This window comes from Streptomyces araujoniae, assembly GCF_050871195.1.
Classification (GTDB): Bacteria; Actinomycetota; Actinomycetes; order Streptomycetales; family Streptomycetaceae; genus Streptomyces; species Streptomyces bacillaris.
This window is the reverse complement of sequence record NZ_CP194070.1, coordinates 3,573,244-3,590,359: the sequence shown is the minus strand read 5'-3', so window position 1 is coordinate 3,590,359 and position 17,116 is coordinate 3,573,244. Positions and strand designations below refer to the sequence as shown.

General features: G+C 72.4%; 17 protein-coding genes. 3 read left to right on the top strand and 14 right to left on the bottom strand.

The features are described from left to right. Positions 1-187: 187 nt before the first annotated feature. Positions 188-820, bottom strand: a complete 633-nt coding sequence (locus tag ACQ9ZG_RS15190; protein ID WP_018489552.1) for a ScbR family autoregulator-binding transcription factor — start codon at positions 818-820, stop codon at positions 188-190. Between the two features lie 254 nt (positions 821-1,074). On the opposite strand from ACQ9ZG_RS15190, the gene ACQ9ZG_RS15185 reads away from it, so the two are divergent. Further along, positions 1,075-2,040, top strand: coding sequence for a ScbA/BarX family gamma-butyrolactone biosynthesis protein (locus ACQ9ZG_RS15185; RefSeq protein ID WP_109916848.1), 966 nt, complete (start codon positions 1,075-1,077; stop codon positions 2,038-2,040). Positions 2,041-2,139: 99 nt separating this feature from the next. On the opposite strand, the gene ACQ9ZG_RS15180 is transcribed toward ACQ9ZG_RS15185, so the two are convergent. The 10 genes from ACQ9ZG_RS15180 to ACQ9ZG_RS15135 all read right to left on the bottom strand — a co-directional run bounded on the left by ACQ9ZG_RS15180 (position 2,140) and on the right by ACQ9ZG_RS15135 (position 10,430). Next, entirely contained in the window at positions 2,140-2,886 is a 747-nt protein-coding gene (locus ACQ9ZG_RS15180; protein WP_109916847.1) for a 4'-phosphopantetheinyl transferase family protein, read from the bottom strand. Positions 2,887-2,941: 55 nt separating this feature from the next. Next, entirely contained in the window at positions 2,942-3,184 is a 243-nt protein-coding gene (locus ACQ9ZG_RS15175; protein ID WP_018489549.1) for a DUF6253 family protein, read from the bottom strand. Continuing rightward, the gene (locus tag ACQ9ZG_RS15170; protein ID WP_018489548.1) at positions 3,181-3,996 is read right to left on the bottom strand and encodes a maleate cis-trans isomerase family protein; all 816 of its coding nucleotides are present in this window, start codon (positions 3,994-3,996) and stop codon (positions 3,181-3,183) included. Before ACQ9ZG_RS15170 ends, ACQ9ZG_RS15175 begins: the two co-directional genes overlap by 4 nt. 189 nt (positions 3,997-4,185) lie before the next feature. Beyond that, positions 4,186-4,905, bottom strand: coding sequence for a transglutaminase-like domain-containing protein (locus ACQ9ZG_RS15165; protein WP_109916846.1), 720 nt, complete (start codon positions 4,903-4,905; stop codon positions 4,186-4,188). Between the two features lie 15 nt (positions 4,906-4,920). Next, positions 4,921-6,051 carry an acyl-CoA dehydrogenase family protein gene (locus ACQ9ZG_RS15160; RefSeq protein ID WP_028416023.1) on the bottom strand — a complete coding sequence of 377 codons (1,131 nt, stop codon included), beginning with the start codon at positions 6,049-6,051 and terminating at the stop codon, positions 4,921-4,923. A 92-nt stretch (positions 6,052-6,143) separates the two neighbouring features. Then, positions 6,144-6,518 (bottom strand): ectoine synthase, encoded by a 375-nt coding sequence (locus ACQ9ZG_RS15155; RefSeq protein WP_109916845.1) that lies wholly within the window; start codon positions 6,516-6,518, stop codon positions 6,144-6,146. Positions 6,519-6,705: 187 nt separating this feature from the next. Beyond that, positions 6,706-6,966: an acyl carrier protein gene (locus ACQ9ZG_RS15150; RefSeq protein WP_028416024.1), complete on the bottom strand. Its 261-nt coding sequence runs from the start codon at positions 6,964-6,966 to the stop codon at positions 6,706-6,708. After that, positions 6,963-8,411 (bottom strand): AMP-binding protein, encoded by a 1,449-nt coding sequence (locus tag ACQ9ZG_RS15145; protein ID WP_109916844.1) that lies wholly within the window; start codon positions 8,409-8,411, stop codon positions 6,963-6,965. Before ACQ9ZG_RS15145 ends, ACQ9ZG_RS15150 begins: the two co-directional genes overlap by 4 nt. A 341-nt stretch (positions 8,412-8,752) precedes the next feature. Beyond that, on the bottom strand, positions 8,753-9,196 hold the full coding sequence (locus tag ACQ9ZG_RS15140) for a MarR family winged helix-turn-helix transcriptional regulator (RefSeq protein WP_018489542.1): 444 nt from the start codon (positions 9,194-9,196) through the stop codon (positions 8,753-8,755). Positions 9,197-9,326: 130 nt separating this feature from the next. Continuing rightward, the gene (locus ACQ9ZG_RS15135) at positions 9,327-10,430 is read right to left on the bottom strand and encodes an IS701 family transposase (protein WP_499280661.1); all 1,104 of its coding nucleotides are present in this window, start codon (positions 10,428-10,430) and stop codon (positions 9,327-9,329) included. A 121-nt stretch (positions 10,431-10,551) separates the two neighbouring features. Here ACQ9ZG_RS15135 and ACQ9ZG_RS15130 point away from each other — a divergent pair, with 121 nt between their 5' ends. Beyond that, positions 10,552-11,511: a TetR family transcriptional regulator gene (locus tag ACQ9ZG_RS15130; RefSeq protein WP_499280660.1), complete on the top strand. Its 960-nt coding sequence runs from the start codon at positions 10,552-10,554 to the stop codon at positions 11,509-11,511. A 165-nt stretch (positions 11,512-11,676) separates the two neighbouring features. On the opposite strand, the gene ACQ9ZG_RS15125 is transcribed toward ACQ9ZG_RS15130, so the two are convergent. Both ACQ9ZG_RS15125 and ACQ9ZG_RS15120 read right to left on the bottom strand, forming a co-directional pair. Beyond that, positions 11,677-12,921: a serine hydrolase domain-containing protein gene (locus ACQ9ZG_RS15125; protein ID WP_499280659.1), complete on the bottom strand. Its 1,245-nt coding sequence runs from the start codon at positions 12,919-12,921 to the stop codon at positions 11,677-11,679. 63 nt (positions 12,922-12,984) lie between these two features. Beyond that, entirely contained in the window at positions 12,985-13,938 is a 954-nt protein-coding gene (locus ACQ9ZG_RS15120) for an aldo/keto reductase (RefSeq protein WP_109916684.1), read from the bottom strand. A gap of 442 nt (positions 13,939-14,380) precedes the next feature. On the opposite strand from ACQ9ZG_RS15120, the gene ACQ9ZG_RS15115 reads away from it, so the two are divergent. Next, the gene (locus ACQ9ZG_RS15115) at positions 14,381-15,274 is read left to right on the top strand and encodes a glycoside hydrolase family 19 protein (RefSeq protein WP_109916685.1); all 894 of its coding nucleotides are present in this window, start codon (positions 14,381-14,383) and stop codon (positions 15,272-15,274) included. Between the two features lie 124 nt (positions 15,275-15,398). Here the strand turns inward: ACQ9ZG_RS15115 and ACQ9ZG_RS15110 are convergent, their stop codons facing one another. Further along, the gene (locus ACQ9ZG_RS15110) at positions 15,399-16,673 is read right to left on the bottom strand and encodes a DNA polymerase III subunit beta (protein ID WP_499280657.1); all 1,275 of its coding nucleotides are present in this window, start codon (positions 16,671-16,673) and stop codon (positions 15,399-15,401) included. Positions 16,674-17,116 lie beyond the last annotated feature (443 nt).

Below are 17,116 nucleotides of genomic sequence, written 5' to 3'. Positions count from 1 at the left end.
GGCGGGCAGAGCGGTCGTGGGGCGGTCGGGACGTGGGCGGTCGAGGCGTGTGCGGTCGGGACGCCCTCGGCCACGGGCGCCCGTGATCAGGACGCCCGTGGCCGGAGTGCGGTTCGTCGGGTGCGGTCGGGGGAGTCGGGGCGATCGGTCGGTGCGGGCGGTCGGCCCGGTCCGTGGACCGGTGCGGTCAGGGCATCATCGCGGCGCCCCGGGCGGGGGTCGCCTCGGCGCGGGTGATCACGGACGGCACCGCGATACCCGGGAGGATCAGATTCCACATCTGCTGGGTGCGCTCGGGGAGGTCCCGGCGTCCGCTGACGACGTTGGAGTACATCTGCATCCCGGTACAGGCGGCGACCACGAACTCCGCCACCACGGCCGGATCGACACCCGGCTGCAGCTCGCCGTCCTCCTGGGCCTCCTCCAGATAGCCGGTCATGATCGCGCGGAACTTCTCGTACGGATCGGCGTTCGCGGGGCCCTCCGTGGAGGTCTGCTCGTTGGTCAGCCGTACGCCGGCCCGGAGCAGCGGATCGCGCTGGAGCTGCCACGACCAGACGAGCGTGAGGTCGATGAGCCGCTGCAGCCCGCCCGCGGCGACCAGCGGGACCAGGGTCTCCGGCTGGCTGTTCATCACCGCCTTGGCCAGGTCCTCCTTGGAGCCGAAGTGGAAGTAGAGCGCCCCGGCCGTCACACCGGCGCGTTTGAGGATGCGGGTGATGCTGGCTCCCGCGTAGCCGTACTCGTCGAAGACTTCTGCTGCTGCATGGAGGAGAGCGCGACGGGTCTGCTCCGCTCGCTCCTGTTTCGGTTGCGCCATGCCCTTCACCTTCCCGAAAAGAATGCTCCTTATGTTACCTGGCCCGATTGCCGCCAAGTTGAGTGTCTTTTAGCCGAGTTGGGCTGGATATGCGCCCTGCTTGCCTCAGGGGAAACCTTGGCCGCCCAACCCCTTGACCCAGTAAAACAAAAGAAACATTATTTTTGGGTCGGTGCATGGAGTGCCCTGAGCGCGCCTCTGTGTAGTCGTCCACGAGCAATCAACGATCTGGGGGGTCCACGTTGTCTGTTTCCGTGCTGAGACGCGACGCGCAGCCGGTCCGGCAGGCGCCTGTCCGGCAGGCGCCGGTCGAGCGGCCGGCGGTCCGGCGGTCGCCGGTGCACCAGTGGCAGGTGCACAAGCTTCGGGGTGAGGAAGTACTGCTCAGCACGTGGGCCGAGCCGTGCCCGGGACGCTTCGTGATCACGGCGCGCTGGCCGAAGGGGCACGCGTTCTACCGGCCGTCGCAGGGCGCCTACGACCCGCTGCTGCTCGCGGAGACCGTACGCCAGGCGGTTCCGCTGCTCTCCCACGCCGTGCACGGCGTCCCCCGGGAGCACAGGCAGGCCTGGGAATACGTGAGCTTCGCGGTCGAGCCGCTGGCCTCGCTGGTCACCACCGCCGAGGACGAGGTCCGCCTGGTCGTCACCTGCTCGAACGTGGTCCGGCGCGGCACCCGGTTCGCCGGGATGACCATGGACATCGATGTCCACCTGGGGAAACGGCTGATGGGCATCGCGCACACCCGCTTCAACAACCAGCCCGAGGCCATCTACCGCAGACTGCGCGGGAGTTACGCGGACATCCACACCGCCCTGGAGCACTGCCTGCCGGCGGGAGCGCCGGTGGAGCCGCAGCGGGTGGGCCGGTGCTCCCCGGCCGACGTGGTCCTCTCTCCCGCGCTGGGGGGCGAGAGACCCGGCCGGTGGCTGCTGCGCGTCGACCCCGCCCACCCGGTCCTCTTCGACCACCCGGTCGACCATGTGCCCGGGATGCTCCTGCTCGAAGCCGCCCGGCAGGCGGCGCACGCCGTCGACGGCACCGCCGGCGCGGCCGTCATCGGGATGCGTACGGACTTCGTCCGGTACGTCGAACTCGACGCCCCCGCCGTCGTCGTGGCCGGATCCCCGGTCCCCGCCGGTACGGGCCGCCGCCGCGTCCCCGTCTCCGTCGAGCAGCACGGCGTCCGCGTCTTCACCTCCGAGGTCACCCTCGCCTGACCGGCTCCACCGGCTCCACCGGCTCCACCGGCTCCATGACGTGACGCGGCGGGCGGCCCGTACCTCCCCTCCACAGGGGTACGGACCGCCCGCCACTGCTCAGACTCGCTCCAACTCCGGCATCGGATAAGGGAGTTCGTCATGCATGACGACTTCCAGGTGCACCGAGGCCGGGACCGCGAAGCTGGCCTCGTACCCGGGTGGGGCGATCAGCTGCCGCACCCGCCAGCCGAGCGGCTGGCCGGTGAGGTCCAGCCGGTTCATGACGGCCGCCATGCCCTGGCCCGTCGCCTTGGCCATGGCCTCCTTGCGGGTCCACAGCCGGGCGAAGTCCCGGACCAGTTCGTCGTCGGGGCGGCCGCCCAGCCACTGCTGCTCCCTCGGGTGGAGGAAGGGCAGATAGCCGGCGACCGACTCCGGGGTCGGATGGGACTCGATGTCGATGCCGATGGTGGCCTCGGCGACCGCGATGGCGACGTGGTCCCCGCTGTGCGACATCGAGAACTCCGGTGGCTCGCCGCCCCGGTCCGGATCGCGGATGGCCGGTCTGCCGTGCGCCCCGCCGCAGCCGGGGCACGGCTGCCGCAGGAATCCGACGCTCCGGGGCGGGCAGCCGAGCGAGGACCCGAGGACGCTCCGCAGCGCCCAGTGGGCGAAGGCGTAGGCCTCCTTGCCGGAGTGCTGCGGGATCGCGGCCAGCCGGCTCCGCTCCTTCTCGTCGAGCCAGTCGGGCGGGGACCCGTCGGGCGGCAGGCGCTGCCCGGCCGGGGCCCGGACGATCCAGACGGCCACCTGGTCGCGGATCTCGCCCGGAGGCGCGTCGGACCACTTGAGGTCGTGTGTCATGTCGATACGGCTCCTGATGTGGCGGGGACCCGGCCGGTCCCCGCCACGGGTCGGATCAGGCGGTTGCTGCGAGCAGCGGCCACGGGCCGGTCGTGGCGTACTGCTCCAGACCCTCGGCGGCGAGATAGCGCCGGAACCCCGGCACCTGCTCCGCCGGGCGCAGCGCCCCGCGGTACAGCACCAGGCCGCGCACGCCGTTGGCGTCGTCGTGCCAGCACACCAGGGGCATGTGGTACTCCGGCGTGTCACAGGTCTCCTGCACGGCGGCCTGGTAGCCGTACGCGGGCAGCAGGCTCATCCGGTCACGCTCCCGGGTTCCGGGCGGACGCCGAACAGGGCGCCGTAGTCGCTGATCCGCGCGGCCGCCCCGGTGCCGCCGGCCAGGTGCAGCGCGTGCCAGAAGAGCACCTGGTTGGCGGTGAGGACGGGGAGGCCGATCCGCTCCTCCAGGCCCGCGATGGTGCCCACGGCGCGGATGCCGTTGCCGGCGACCAGGACCGCCTGCGGCCGCTGCGGGGCGACGGTGGACTCGATCCACTGCACCAGGGCCTCCGGGGTGATGAGCTTCTGGTTGCTGGGGAGCCCGCAGGGGGCGTGGTGGACGACGTCGAACCCCCGCTCACCGAAGTACGAGGCGCCCAGGGCCGACAGCTCGTCGTCGAACCACGGCGGGTTGACCAGCGCGATCCGCTCGGCGCCCAGCGCGCGGAACCCGGCCGCGGCCGCGTGGGTGGTGCCGGTGAGCGGGATGCCGCGGGTCCGCTCCGCGAGCCGCTCGAAGAGCTTCTGCTCGCCGTCGGCGCCCAGGACGTAGGCGGAGCTGGTGAACCCCAGGGCGATGGAGTCCAGCGGGGAGGCCGCGAGCAGTTCGACGGCGTCGTCGATGAAGGGCGGGTCGATGAAGGCGCGCACCGGGTCGTGCGGGATCTTGGGGTCCATCTCGCCGCCGGGCCGCATCGCCCCGAAGTGGACGCGGGAGCCGTGGATGTAGACGTCGCGCGGGGCCATCGCCTGGAGCTCGGACTCCGGCCCGACGTCCGCGTGCGGAACGACGACACCGACGCGGGCGACGGCGCCCCAGCCGTCCTCTCGGGCCTGGAACTGCGTCATGGGGTGCTTCTCCTCTTCTTCTGCCGTGCTGCTGACGTGACATGACGTGACATGACGTGACGTGCCTGTGGGCGAGCGGGCGAGCGGGCGAGCGGGCGAGCGGGATGTGCCGGTGTACGGGGACGGCGTGCCCGGTACGGAGATGGCGTGCTCGGTACGCGGGTGGCGTGCCGCTCTACGCGGCGGGGCTCAGCTCGCCTCGTCGGCCAGCGAGCCGCCGCTGACCGTGCCGGTGCCCTCCGCGTCGAGGAACTTCGGGTGCTTGCGGCGCATGTTGCCCATGACGAACTCGTAGGGGACGTCGTCGAAGTCGCCGTGGTCGGTGAGGAACTCCATGCTCTGCCGCCCCTGCGCGTCGAAGGGGTGGTAGAGGCTGTCGGAGCGGCCGTCGAACTCCAGCGGGGTCATGCCGTACAGCCGGCACAGCAGCTTGTTGAAGACCGGGGTCACCTGCAGCCACCGGCCTTCCAGGTACACGGTGGCCAGGCCGTGGAAGAAGACGTCGCCGCCGATGTAGGAGCGCAGCCGGTCGGAGGCGAGGTGGTTGCGGACGTCGCTGTAGTGCAGCCGGGCCGGGATGCCGACGGAGCGGCAGGCGGCGGCGTAGAGGACGGACTTGTGCAGGCAGAAGCCCTTGCCGCCGGTGATGATGCTGGACGCCTTCAGCCCCTGCGGCGACAGGTCGGCGCCGTACACCTCGTAGTGGATTCCGTCGCGCACCGCGTAGTAGAGGGCGACGGCGAGTTCGACGGGGGTGGCGGTGGCGCGGTCGACCCCCTGGAGGGCCTTGTCCACGAAGGCGCGTACGGTCTCGTGGTCGTGGTCGAGGAAGTCGGTGGCCGCGGTGAGGCGGTCGAGGTCCTCGGCGGCCGGGGGCGCGGGGACGGCGTCGGTCAGGGTCTCGGTCATGGCGGATGCCTCTCGTCACAGGCCCATCAGGGCGGCGATGCAGTTGCGCTGGATCTCGTTGGTGCCGGAGTAGATGGAGCCGGAGGTGGCGTTGCGCAGCTCGCGCTCGATGCCGGTGTCGGTCAGATAGCCTCGGGCGCCGAAGATCTGGATGGCGTGCTGGGCGGTGCGCTGGTTGGCCTCGCTGACCACGATCTTGGTGGCGGCCACGTCCAGCGAGGCGTCCGTGCCCTGCTCGACCTTGCGCCCGGTGTCGTACAGCCACTTGCGGGCCGTCTCCACCGCGATCCTCATGTCCGCGATCTTGTGGGAGACCGCCTGGTTCTTGCCGATGGCCGTGCCGAACTGCTGCCGGGTGGTGGCGTGTTCGACGACGCGCTTGAGGCGGTGGGTCATCTCGCCGAGGTTGACGGCGAAGGAGAAGAGCACCTCCCGCTTCATCACGTAGTCCATGATCAGGAACCCGGCGCCCTCGCTGCCGAGCCGGTTGGCGACGGGCAGCCGGACGTTGTCGAGCGTGACCTCGCTGATCGGGGAGGTGCGCAGCCCCATCGTCTCCAGCGGCTCGCCGATCCTCAGGCCCGGCGTGTTGCGCTCGGCGAGGAAGGTGCTGAGCCCGAAGGCGCCCGGCTTGCCGGTGCGGACGTAGAGCAGGAAGAGGTCGGCGACGGGGGCGTTGGTGATGAACATCTTGCCGCCGTCGATCACGTACTCGTCGCCCTCGCGGACGGCCGTGGTCCGGATGTTCATGACGTCCGAGCCGTGGCCCGGCTCGGTGATCGCGTGCGCGGTGATGGCCTCGCCCGAGGTGACCCGCGGCAGATGGCGCGAGCGCAGCTCCTCGGAGCCGAACGCCTGGAGCGGGATGCCGACGCTGACGATCTGCGTGGACGCCGAGAAGTTGAGGCCCGCGTCCCGGCTGGTGTGGCCGAGGCCCTCCAGCGCGGCCATGGTCTCGGTGAGCGTCCGGCCGGCGCCGCCGTACTCCGGGGCGAAGGGGAGGGTGAAGAGGCCGGAGCGCTGGAGCGGCTTCCACTTCTCCTGGGGGAACTCGCCGGCCCGGTCCCAGCGGGCGACGTCGTCGTTCAGCTCGTCGCCGTACGGCGCCGTGATGCCGTAGGTGTCTGTGTCCTTCTCTGCTGCCATGAGGGCTCTGCCTTGCCTTTCGCCGGTTCGCCGGTCGCGGGATGGGCCGGGTGCGGGGCCGCGCCGTCGCGGCCCCGCACCCGGCGGCGGGATCAGTAGCGGGAGAAGCCGTCCTCGGAGAGCGAGTGCTTCTCGTCGCCCCGCAGCGCCGGGCTGAAGACGGAGACCAGGAGGAGGTCCTCGTCGTCGGAGGCGATCAGGTGGTGGGCGTCGTGCTGGTCCAGGGCGTAGATGGTCCCGGTCTTGATCTTGTGGCGGGTGCCGTCGGTGGTGACGACCTCGCCCGAGCCGCCTATGCAGTAGCAGGCCTCCAGGTGGCCGAGGTACTGCAGCCCGCTCGTGGTGCCCCGGCGGACCAGCGTCTCGCAGACGGTGAAGCCCATACCGTCCGCCTCGGTGAGCAGGCGGTGGCTGGTGCCGCTGCCCCACTCGACCGCGGGGACCTCGGAGAGAGAACGGACGATCATGGGAGTACTCCTGTCATCGCTGTTGTCTGGACGTGTTCTGGGCCTGTGCTGGTGCGCCTGGTGCGTGTGTGCCGGTGCGTTCGTGCCTCTGTGCGTGCGCGTTCCGTGCGTGCGCGTCCTGCGCGTGCGCGTTCTGTGCGCGTGGGGGGAGGGGTGGTACGGGGATGGGGCGGTGGGGCTCGTGGGGTCAGACGGAGGCCGGGGCGGCCTGCGCGACGAAGCCGCGGATGTCCGCGAGCGTGCGGTAGGCGGCCGGCTCCAGGGGGATGTCGTCGACGGGGATGTGGTACGTCTCCGATATCCAGGAGATGAGGCGGACCAGGCCGAGGCTGTTGACGACGGTGCTCTCGATGAGGTCGAAGTCGTCGGTCAGGTCCTCGGCGTCCTCGCCGGCGAGGAACTCGTTGACGATGTAGGCGCGGATCGGGTCGTGGGCACCGGTGCTCATGGGGCGTCTCCGTTCAGTCGGGTGTTCTTGATCGAGTTGCGGTCGGGCTTGCCGGTCGGGGTCTTCGGCAGCGGGGTGCCGGCGAGCCCGACCGAGCTGGGCACGGCGTGGCGCGGCAGGTGCTTCGCCGCGTACGCCCGCAGTCCCAGCGAGCTGAGGGAGGCCCCGTCCCGGCGCACCACTTCGGCGTGCAGCCGGTTGCCGGCCTCGGGGCAGGGCAGGGCGACGACACAGGCCTCGACGACGTCCGGGTGGGCGCCGAGGACGGTCTCGACCTCCAGCGTGTTGGTGCGCACGCCGCGCACCTTGACCTGGAAGTCGGTGCGCCCCTGGAGGAAGTAGCGGCCGTCGGCGTCGCGGTGGACGAGGTCGCCGGTGCGGTAGAACATGGCGCCGCCGCCGCGCGGGTCGGGCATGAACGCGTGGGCGTTGCGGGCCTGTTCGAGGTAGCCGCCGGTCTGGAAGGGGGTGTGCACCAGCAGTTCACCGGTGCCGGGACCCTGGAGGACCTCGGTGCCCTCGGGCCCGTCGATCAGCAGCACCGCGTCGGTGCCGTCGATCGGGGTGCCGATGGGCAGCGGATGGACGTACGCGTCCGGGTCGACGTCCTCGATGAAGCTGTCGTTGGTCTCGGTGCAGCCGAAGACGTTGTGGAAGCGGGCGTCCGGGCACGCGGCGAACGCGTCCCGCAGCCCCTGCTCGGAGACGGCCTCCCCGGTGAAGACGACCGTGCGGACCGCCGGGTAGCGGGCCCCGTCCGCGGCCAGCAGCCGGTGGAGGAGGGGCACGCCCTGCACGAGGGTCACCTCGTGGGCGAGGGCCAGCTCCCGCAGATAACCGGCGTCCCCGCTGGCCCCGGCGTCGGCCAGCACGACCGTGCCGCCGGCCTCCAGGACCGTCCAGACGTCCAGGAGCGCCAGATCGAAGTTGAGCGGCGAGAAGCTCAGGGCCCGGGTGGAGCCGTCCAGCCCGAACTTCCCGGTGGCCCAGTCGGCGAACCGGTCGAAGGCCTCGGTGCGGATCGGGACCAGCTTGGGGACGCCGGTGGAACCGGAGGTGGTGAGCGTCAGCAGCGACTCGGCGGGGTCGGGGACGACGAAGCCGTCCGCCAGGGCCGGGTCGGTCTCCTCCCGCGCCAGGACCACGCCGCCGCCGGGGACCGCGGTGGCCGTCAGCGGGCCGTGGGCCTGGGCGGTGAGTGTGGCCAGGGCGGCGGCGCCCAGACTCGGGGAGGGGACCAGGGTGTTGATCCCCTGGCGCCAGGCCGCCAGCAGCAGGGCGATGGTCTCCGGCGACTTGTGGGCCGGTACGCACAGGGCGCGGACGAATCCGAAGCCGGCGCCGTCCAGGTCCGCGGCGGCGAGGCGGGTCAGCCGCTCCAGCTCCGCGTAGGTGACCCGTTCGCCGGAGGCGACGAGCGCGGTGCTGTCGGGCTGTTCCTGCACATGTCTGCTGAATGCCTGTAACAGGCGAGGCGATGGCAACGGTCCCCCTCGGTGGTTGGGCGATCTGGCGGCAGGATCCGGCTGTGCGGTCCGGCTGCGCGATCGAGCTGTGCGAGCCGGGTACGCGATCGGGCCTGAGCCGGATGAGCCGGCCCTGAGGCCGCGAGATCTGGCTACGAGAGAGAATCTACGGGTCTCTATTTGCATGGTCAAGCAAATAGATAGAGCGTTCGTGTGATCCAGGCCACACCCTCGCCGGTTGTGGAAGAAGCCCGAACATGCAAAAGACGGCGGGGGTGCCGGGTTACCCCGGCCGCCTCCCGCCGTCTGGCGTGATCGTGTCAGGCGGCGCTGCGCAGCGCCTGCACCGCCCGGGCGAGCTGGGCGTCGGCGCTCGCGGTGTTGAGGGCCGAGCTGAGGACGTCGGCGTACGTGGCGCGGGCTTCCTGGTAGCGCTTGCGGCCTTCTTCGGTGATGACGGCGAAGACCCCGCGCTTGTCGTCGGTGCAGCTGTCCTTGTAGGCGTAACCCGCGCTGTCGAGCCGTCCCACCAGGCGTGTCACCGAACTCTGGCCGAGCCCGATGTGGTCCGCCAGCTCCTGCATGCGGCACTCGCCGTTCTCGGCCTGGTGGAGGGTCTCCAGGGCGCGGTACTCGGACAGGCCGACGCCGTAGCGGCGCTGGAGGGTGTGCGCGAGCTGGCGTTCCACGAAGGCGTGCAGGCCGAGAACGGCCTCCCACATGGTCTGATCGGAGGCGGCGCGTGGCTGCTGGTTGATCGTCATGGAACAGCTCCCCTTCTCGACTGCGATAACAACAAGATACATGCCCATGCAATCATCTGGGGAGTGCCGGAGCCCACGGGGTGAGCTCTGGCCGATATTTATTTGTATGCGCAAGTAAAGCGTCAGGGGGTCATGCCTCCAGGGTGGCGCACGCGTAGGCGGCCGAGACGAGCGTCATGTGCCGGTGCCAGCCGGGGAAGGAGCGGCCTTCGAAGTCCAGGAGCCCGAAGTCCTCGCCCATGCGCCGGACGGCGGACTGCGCCCCCCGGGGCGAGCGGGCCAGCTCCAGCAGTTCGGCCGGATGGCGGTCGGTGATGTTCGTCAGCCAGATCCGGCCCGGACGCCCGGTGCCCGCGTCCCACTCGGCCATCAGCCGGCCCGCCCCCTGGGTGTGCTCACCGCTCGGGCGCACCCCGCGCACGGGGGTCTCGTACGAGATGATCTGCCGGCCCGCGCCCGCCGGGTGCCGCACCCCGCGGCGCAGCAGCAGCGCGCGCGCCGACGGCCTTTCGCCCGGCGGCAGTTCGGGTCCGCCGAGGGCGGTCTGCCCCGGGATGGCGAGCACGAAGGCGTGCCCGCTGCCCTGGAGCCGCTGTGCCAGCGGTGCGATGTCGCACAGGGCCGTCAGGTCGGCCACCACGGGTGCGGTCCGCCCGTCGTCCGTCCAGGACGTCATCTCCTGGACCAGGTGCAGGGCTTGGTCCCACAGCGGCCGGGCCTGGGCCGTCGCGGGGATCTTCGCCCGGTCGCGTACGGCGGGGTCCCGGGTGAACCGGGGAGGCAGGAAGAGCTGCCAGTCGACCGGGATGTGCGCCTGCCCCGCGTCCAGGAACAGGCCCAGTCCCAGCTGGCAGTTGACGGTACGCCCTGACTCCGGCAGGAAACGCTGATGCACTCCGGGCGAGTGGTCGCCCCGCTTGGGCAGCACGGTCGGCGCCAGGGTCCAGCTCCGCACCGGCAGTGTCCGGGCGGTCCAGCGGGCCAGCCGGCCGCGGACCGGGGTCCACTCCCAGGGGCTGGCGTTCACGAACTGGTGCAGCGACGACGACGCCGCCTCGGATCCGGTCACGGTGGCCGCCATGCGGCGCACGGTCTTCTTGCCGTGCGTGCGCAGCAGCCCCTGTAAGTACACATGGCCCCAACGCTGCTGGTCGGAGCGGTGCAAATGGCCGAAGAGGAGGCGGGACAGGTCGTCCAGCGCTCGGCCCGTCGCCATCTCGGGCGTTTCGTGCATCGTCGTCACTGCAGGTCCCTCCCAGGTGAGCGTCGCTGAGCAGACTAACAAACATAGAGAATGTTCGTTATATTTCTGAGGGAGAAGCGCGACGACTTACCGAGGTTCAAGGAGAAGGCGCATGCAGGAACGGGCGGCCAGGACGCGCCAGACCGTGCTGGAGGCGGCGGCCGACGAGTTCGCCGAGCGCGGTTACGAGGGCGCCTCCCTCCAGCGGGTGGCCTGGCGGGCCGCGACCTCGATCGGTGCTCTGACCTTCCACTTCCGCAACAAGACCGCCCTGGCCGACGAGGTGCGCACCACCGGGCGCGACCGCTTCGGCCGCTGCCTGGCGGAACTCGCCCCCGCCGCCGATCCGTTACGGGAGCTGCGCACCCTGATCGCCACGCTGGCCCGGCTGGCGCACGAGGACCGCTTCGTCCGCGCCGCACGCCGCCTGGAGGCCGATCCGCCGGAGGGCGCACCGCCGTTGGCCGAGACCTGGCTCCCCGTCCTCCGCGATCTGCTCGACCGGGCCCACGGCGCCCACCGGCTCCGCCCCGGCGTGGCGCCCGAGGACGCGGTGGCGATGCTGGCCCACCTGGCGGAGGGCGCGATGGCCGCCCACGGCACCCCCCGCGACGCGGCCTGGGACACGCTCTGGGACTCCGTCTGGGACGTGGTCCTGCACGGCCTCGCCGCGGACCGGGGGGAGGGAGGCGGCGGGAACGAGCGGGACGGCCGGGGCGACCGCACCGATGGTGACGACCCGGGCGAGCACGGTGGCCGGGGTGATCGGACCGATGACGACCAGGGGGTCCGGGGAGTGCGGGGCGACCGAGGCGATCGGCGCGACGCGGACGACCGGGGGAACCGGGGCGGTCGCGCGGGGCGGGGCGACGGGGACGACCGGGGCGCCGGGACCGGCCGGGACGACCAGGGCGGCCGGGACGGGCGGGGTGGCCGGGGCGAGCGGGGCGAGCGGGGCGACCGGGACGGGCAGGGTGGCCGGGGTGAGCGGGGCGGTCGGCCTGACCGGGTGGCGGCTTCGGGGGACGCGTCGCCGGACATGACCGCAGCCGCGAGGCGCGGCGGGGGCTGAGCGCGTCGCCGTGCGGGGCGGTGAGCCCGGCCGGGTCGGCCGTACCCGGCGGGCGCTGAGCCCGTCGGTCGTACGGGGACGGGGACGGGGGCGGGAACCCGCGGCGGTGACCCCGGCCGGGTGCCCGCCCCGCGGGCCCGGACCGGTGCCCACCCCGCCCCGTCCTCATCCCGCCCGCAGTGCCCGGTCCACCGCGCCCGCCACCTCGTCCAGGAGGCGGGCGCCCGGGCCCGCCGTCAGGCGGCCGCGGATCCAGGCGGCGCCGGTCCGGGCCTGGGGCCAGGCCTGGTAGGCGATCCCGCCCGGACCCTGGTGCCCGAAGGCCCCGGCGCGGACGGCCGGATGGAGCCCGTCGTCGAGGAGTTGGAGGCCCCCCTCGCCGTAGGCGCTGACCCCGCCGAGCAGCGGGTCCAGCCCCTCGACCCAGAAGCTCCGCGCCTGGTCGAGCGTGCGCCGCGACAGCAGCAACGGCTCCTCGCCCGGAGCCCGTACGGCGTCGGCGGCCAGGACGCCCTGGAGCCGGGCGAGACCACGGGCCGACGCGTACGCCCCCAGCGAGGGGATGATCGCGTACCGCCGCCGGCTCTCGCTCCACACCCCCGCGTCCGCCGGGAACGGCGACGGGTTGTTCCACACCCGCCCGCAGAGGTCCGCCGCGCCACCGTCCGCCCCGCCGTCCGGCGCCGGGAACCGGGAGCGGAAGTCCGCGCCGTACGAGATGCGGGCGGTGTGCGGCAGTTGGTCCGGTACGAGCCCGAAGTGGACGTCCAGGCCCAGCGGACCGGCGATCTCCTCCAGGAAGAACAGGTCGAGGTCGCGGCCGTCGACCCGGCGGACCACCTCCGCGACGATCCACCCGGCGGTCCACGGCCCGTGCAGCACGCCCCCGGCCCGGGGATCGTCCTCCAGGCTGTGCATCTCCAGGAGCGCGGCCATCATGCGCGGGTTCTCCACGTCCCGCTGGTCGATCCCCGCCGCCATGCCCGGCAGCCGGGCGGTGAACGTCAGGACGTCCCGCAGCGTCACCGCGCCCTTGCCCCGCACCGCGAACTCCGGCCAGTACTCCGCCACCGGCCGGTCCAGGGCGAGCGCGCCCATGTCCGCGAGGAGCAGCACCGCCGTGGCCAGCACGGCGTGGGAGCCGGTCAGCAGCGGCACGAGGGTGTCGCCGGCCCACGGCGTCCCGGTGACCGGATCGGCGGTGCCCTGCCAGAGGTCGACGACCAGCTCACCGTCCCGTACGACCGCCAGCGCGGCTCCCTGGGATCCGGGCGTTCCCGCCTCCCGGCAGGCCCGTTCGAAGAAGTGGCGCACGGAGGCGAACCCGGGCGCCGTGGTGCCGTGGACGTCGGTCGTCGCCGCCCGCGGCCGTGGCCGCGGGAGGACCTGCCGTACCAGTGAGGTCGTCATGTCAGGAACTCCAGAAGTGGTGGGGAGTGAGGGACAGCCGTGCGCGGGTGGTCCGGGCCCGGCTCACACCTCGGCCGAACCCGCCGGATAGGGCAGGAACTCCAGGTCGGTCATGTCCTGTTCGGTCAGCCGGATCCGGTCCCCGCCGAGGTTCTCCGCGAGGTGGTACGAGGCCCGCGTGCCGGGCAGCGGCACCACGTGGTCACCGAGCCGGAGCAGCCACGCCAGGGCGACCTGCGCGGGGGTGGCCTCGTGCCGGGCCGCCACCTGGGCGACGGCCTGCGTGAGCGCGAAGTTGTGGCGGATGGCACGCGGAGCGAAGCGCGGCTGGGTGCGCCGCCAGTCGTCCGGGGCCAGGTCCTCGGTGCGGGAGAACGCGCCGGTCAGCAGCCCGCGCCCGAGCGGGGCACCGGCCAGCAGCGCGATCCGGCGCTCCACCGCGTACGGCACGACGTCGTCGAGGCCGCACCGGGTGAACAGCGACACCTCGGCGCCGATCGCCGCCGCCTCGTGCACGGCCTCGGCCTCGCGGGCCTGCTCCACGCTGACGACGGGCAGCCCCAGCATGCGGATCTTGCCCGCCCAGACCTGCTCGGCCAGCGCGCCCCAGCTCTCCGTCAGCGGTACGGCGGGGTCGATGCGGCGCAGGAGATAGAGGTCGATGTGGTCGACGTGCAGCCGCCGCAGGCTCTCGTCCACCGCGGCCCGCAGCGCCTGCGGGCCGCCCGCGGGCCGCAGCACGCCGTCCGGGTTGCCGAGCAGGCCGCCGCCGGTGCAGAGGACCACCTCGTCCCGCCGCCCCCGGATGGCCTCACCGATCAGCCGCTCGTTCTCCCCGTCCGCGTAGGCGTCGGCCGTCTCCAGCAGGTTGACCCCGAGGTCGACCGCCTCCTGGACGAGTGACACCGCCTTGGTCCGGTCCGTCAGGCCGGGCGCGTAACGGTACGAGAGGCCCATCGCCCCCAGTCCCAGCCGGCCGACGACCGGTCCGTCCCTGCCCATCGTTGTGGTCCGCATCGCGGGCGAACCTCCTTCTCCACAGAGGAATGTGACCCCCTCATGGCAGCAGCCCCGGCAGCCGGAGCACAGCATTCCGCTCCTACTTGCCGACCTCCGACGACTTCGGGAAGTCCGATGTGCTCCGGTGCGGGGAGGCCCGGCGGTTTCCCGGTCCAGGGGGGACGGCGGTGTTCCGCATGCTGGACGGCCCGGGAATTTTTACCTCCGGTCTCCACCCCTCCCGGGCCGCCCTCGGGAGGAACATCCGGCGGAATCAGGCCAGTTGAGAGAGGTGATGGCATCGTTGTCAGGAGGGGGCGGTGGCCCGCCGCGACGCGTACGGCAGCGTCACGAAAACTGGTCTAGACCTTGACAGGTCCAGACCATCATCGCTTGAGTGTCGGCACCCCCACGGCGGCGCACGGCCGGACGTAGCGCCGCGCCTAAGGAGTGTGTTCACGTGTTCAAACGTGTCCTCAGCCTGCTGGTCGCGCTCGGCGCGGTCGTCGCGGCGCTCGTCGTCCTCCCCGCCGCCACCGCGCAGGCCGCCACATGCTTCAGCGCCTGGAACTCCTCGTCCGTCTACACCGGCGGCCAGACCGCCTCGCACAACGGCCGGAACTACACCGCCAAGTGGTGGACCCAGAACGAGCGTCCGGGCTCCTCCGACGTCTGGGCCGACAACGGCGCCTGCGGCACGGGCGGCGGCGGCGGTGAGGACCCGGGCCAGAGCAACGGGTTCGTCGTCAGCGAGGCGCAGTTCAACCAGATGTTCCCGAACCGGAACTCGTTCTACACCTACCAGGGCCTCACCGACGCCCTGAGCGCGTACCCGGCCTTCGCCAACACCGGCAGCGACGAGATCAAGAAGCGCGAGGCCGCGGCCTTCCTCGCCAACGTCAGCCACGAGACCGGCGGGCTGGTGTACATCAAGGAAGTCAACGAGGCGAACTACCCCCACTACTGCGACGCCACCCAGCCCTACGGCTGCCCGGCCGGCCAGTCCGCGTACTACGGCAAGGGCCCGATCCAGCTGAGCTGGAACTTCAACTACAAGGCCGCCGGTGACGCCCTCGGCATCGACCTGCTGAACAACCCCTACCTGGTCGAGCAGAACGCCGCCGTCGCCTGGAAGACCGCCCTCTGGTACTGGAACACCCAGACCGGCCCCGGCACCATCACGGGCCACAACGCCATCGTCAACGGCCCCGGCTTCGGCGAGACGATCCGCTCCATCAACGGCGCGATCGAGTGCAACGGCGGCAACCCGGCCCAGGTCCAGAGCCGCATCGACAAGTTCACGCAGTTCACGCAGGTCCTCGGCACCACGACCGGGTCCAACCTGAGCTGCTGATTCCGCGCGCGTTCCACGAACGCTCCCCGCGCGACCCGTCCCGTACGGGGGTCCGCCCGGCTGCTGCCGGGAGGGCCCCCGTACCGGCGTTCCGGGGGCGGCGCGGCCGGCGGGATCGGGTGCGTCAGACCAGCGGCGGCTTCACCGACATCAGCAGATGCCGGTGGCGGGGAGGGGAGACGTCCCGGCCGGGCTCCCCCTCGCCCGTGATCATCGCCCGCTGCCCCGCCCCCATCATCAGCAGCCGCAGCGACGGCTCGTCGAAGGAGGCCAGGGCGTCCGCCAGATACCCCGGGTTGAACGCCACGGTCAGCTCGCGGGCGCCCTCCAGGGTCGCGGGCAGCCGCTGGGAGGCCACGTCGTCCTCGTAACCCGCCCGCAGGTGTACGGAGTTGTCCTCGGCGGAGAACGCCAGCTGGACCGGCCCGTCCCCGTCGGCGACCACCGAGACCCGCTTGACGGCCTCCACCAGCCGCGCCCGGTCCACCACCGCGACGGCCGGGTCCTCCATCGCGAAGAGCTTGTCGTGGCGCGGGAGCCGCCCGTCCAGCAGCCGCACGGTGGTCCGCGTCCCCGCGTGCTCGAACCCGGCGGAACCGGCGTCCAGGGCGACGCTCACCAGCCCGGACCGCCCCAGCGAACGGGCGATCTCGGTCAACCGCCGGGCGGAGACCAGCACATCGGCGCTCTCCCCGGCCCCGGCCCCGTCACCGGCCCTGGCCCCGGCTCGCGCGCCGGAACCCGCCCCCGCGTCCGACCCGGAACCGGCCTCAGCCCCCGAACCCGCCCCCGCATCGGCCTCGGCCCCCTCGCCCGCTCCCGTATCCGCCCCCGCCCCGGCCGCCTTCCACGGCAACGTCCGTACGGCGAACCGGTACCGGTCGGTCGCGGCGAGCGTCATCGTCCCCGTCACCGCGTCGAGCCCCAGCCGGATCCCGGTCAGCGCGGGCAGGGTGTCGTCCCGCCCCGCCGCCACCGCCACATCCGCGACGGCCGCCGCGAACTGCGCCGCCTCCACCGCACCCCGCACCCGCGGGAGCGACGGCAGCGCCGGGTAGTCGTCCAGCGGGAGCACGGAGAGGCCGAAACGGGCGCCGTCGCCCGAGACGGTGAACCGCGACCCCTCCACCGCGCACTCCACCGCCCCCTCCGGCAGCACCTTGCAGATGTCGAGCAGGCGCCGCCCCATGACGAGCACCTTCCCGGGCCGCAGGATCTCGGCGTCCGCCACGTCTATGCGCGCGGACGCCTCGTAGTCCAGCCCGCTCACCCGCAGCCGCCCGCCCTCCGCCTCCAGCAGCAGCCCACCGAGGACGGGGACGGGGGAGCGGACCGGCAGCACCCGGGCGGCCCAGGCCACCGCTTCGGCCAGGGCACTGCGCTCGATACGGAACTCCATGGCGGGGCCTCTTCTCCCAGTCGTCCGGACACCCACGACGGTAGAGGCCACCACTGACAACGCCCCTGACATGCGGGAACAGCAGCCGGTACGCGCGCGAACAGCGCGAACACCCGGAACAGCGCGACAGCGGGCTCCGGGCCCCAGGCACCCGAACACCCGGAACAGCGCGACAGCGGGCTCCGGGTCCCAGGCACCCGGGCACGCGGAACCCGACGACAGCGACCACCCCCGTGAGCCGCTGCCGCCGGAACCGCGAGTGCCCCGGACGGCGTGTCCCTACCGTCAGCCGTACCGGACCACCACGTTCGGACCATAGACCGGTGGGTAGGGGACGGGGAGGATCAATGCGCCCAGTGGGGCGCCGGCAGAGGTAACAGTCCGCACAGTGGTGATCGGGGGATCATGTGCGAGCGCGGCATCGGGCCGACGACGCCCTGAGG

Excerpts from the sequence above, each read along its gene's own strand:
- ACQ9ZG_RS15190 (WP_018489552.1), bottom strand. The coding sequence starts at position 820 with ATGGCGCAACCGAAACAGGAGCGAGCGGAGCAGACCCGTCGCGCTCTC.
- ACQ9ZG_RS15180 (WP_109916847.1), bottom strand. The coding sequence starts at position 2,886 with ATGACACACGACCTCAAGTGGTCCGACGCGCCTCCGGGCGAGATCCGC.
- ACQ9ZG_RS15175 (WP_018489549.1), bottom strand. The coding sequence starts at position 3,184 with ATGAGCCTGCTGCCCGCGTACGGCTACCAGGCCGCCGTGCAGGAGACC.
- ACQ9ZG_RS15170 (WP_018489548.1), bottom strand. The coding sequence starts at position 3,996 with ATGACGCAGTTCCAGGCCCGAGAGGACGGCTGGGGCGCCGTCGCCCGC.
- ACQ9ZG_RS15165 (WP_109916846.1), bottom strand. The coding sequence starts at position 4,905 with ATGACCGAGACCCTGACCGACGCCGTCCCCGCGCCCCCGGCCGCCGAG.
- ACQ9ZG_RS15160 (WP_028416023.1), bottom strand. The coding sequence starts at position 6,051 with ATGGCAGCAGAGAAGGACACAGACACCTACGGCATCACGGCGCCGTAC.
- ACQ9ZG_RS15155 (WP_109916845.1), bottom strand. The coding sequence starts at position 6,518 with ATGATCGTCCGTTCTCTCTCCGAGGTCCCCGCGGTCGAGTGGGGCAGC.
- ACQ9ZG_RS15150 (WP_028416024.1), bottom strand. The coding sequence starts at position 6,966 with ATGAGCACCGGTGCCCACGACCCGATCCGCGCCTACATCGTCAACGAG.
- ACQ9ZG_RS15140 (WP_018489542.1), bottom strand. The coding sequence starts at position 9,196 with ATGACGATCAACCAGCAGCCACGCGCCGCCTCCGATCAGACCATGTGG.
- ACQ9ZG_RS15135 (WP_499280661.1), bottom strand. The coding sequence starts at position 10,430 with ATGCACGAAACGCCCGAGATGGCGACGGGCCGAGCGCTGGACGACCTG.
- ACQ9ZG_RS15130 (WP_499280660.1), top strand. The coding sequence starts at position 10,552 with ATGCAGGAACGGGCGGCCAGGACGCGCCAGACCGTGCTGGAGGCGGCG.
- ACQ9ZG_RS15125 (WP_499280659.1), bottom strand. The coding sequence starts at position 12,921 with ATGACGACCTCACTGGTACGGCAGGTCCTCCCGCGGCCACGGCCGCGG.
- ACQ9ZG_RS15120 (WP_109916684.1), bottom strand. The coding sequence starts at position 13,938 with ATGCGGACCACAACGATGGGCAGGGACGGACCGGTCGTCGGCCGGCTG.
- ACQ9ZG_RS15110 (WP_499280657.1), bottom strand. The coding sequence starts at position 16,673 with ATGGAGTTCCGTATCGAGCGCAGTGCCCTGGCCGAAGCGGTGGCCTGG.